This window comes from Paraburkholderia heleia NBRC 101817 (assembly GCF_000739775.1).
In the GTDB taxonomy this organism is placed as follows: domain Bacteria; phylum Pseudomonadota; class Gammaproteobacteria; order Burkholderiales; family Burkholderiaceae; genus Paraburkholderia; species Paraburkholderia heleia.
Genome location: NZ_BBJH01000109.1, coordinates 1 through 557 on the forward strand (window position 1 = coordinate 1; position 557 = coordinate 557).

The 557-nt window shown below is 55.8% G+C and carries 3 tRNA genes; all 3 read right to left on the reverse strand.

Going from position 1 to position 557, the window contains the following annotated elements:
- Window positions 1–130: 130 nt before the first annotated feature.
- The 3 genes from BHE01S_RS35885 to BHE01S_RS35895 all read right to left on the reverse strand — a co-directional run bounded on the left by BHE01S_RS35885 (window position 131) and on the right by BHE01S_RS35895 (window position 476).
- Window positions 131–205, reverse strand: a tRNA-Thr gene (locus BHE01S_RS35885).
- A 32-nt stretch (window positions 206–237) separates the two neighbouring features.
- A tRNA-Gly gene (locus BHE01S_RS35890) sits at window positions 238–311 on the reverse strand.
- Between the two features lie 79 nt (window positions 312–390).
- A tRNA-Tyr gene (locus BHE01S_RS35895) sits at window positions 391–476 on the reverse strand.
- Window positions 477–557: the final 81 nt, after the last annotated feature.

Below are 557 nucleotides of genomic sequence, written 5' to 3' on the forward strand. Positions count from 1 at the left end.
CTCAAACTTACCCTTGGCCATTTTCGACTCCTAAGAGGATTTTTCCGTACGTTGCGCGGGGCGCGCAAACAATCACTGGCTTGCTGCTGCCTGCTCGATGCGAGGCTTCTGAGGCCCGCTAGATACCGGCTGGTGCCCATGGGCAGGATCGAACTGCCGACCTCTCCCTTACCAAGGGAGTGCTCTACCACTGAGCCACATGGGCGAAAACTGTTCTGGACCGCTTTATTGCTTCGCTGGAGCGGGTGAAGGGAATCGAACCCTCGTCGTAAGCTTGGAAGGCTTCTGCTCTACCATTGAGCTACACCCGCGAGGCTCACCGGCTATCGCAACATCACCACAACCACTAGCGCGATCTTTGCCGGCCCGACACTTGCTACAGCTGAATTCTGGTGGAGGAGGTTGGATTCGAACCAACGTAGGCGTAAGCCAACAGATTTACAGTCTGCCCCCTTTAGCCACTCGGGCACCCCTCCGCAGAGAACTAATGATTATAGGTAGACATCCGAATCGTGTCAAGCACTTTGTTCGGCGCCGGTCCCACAACGCTCTCACTT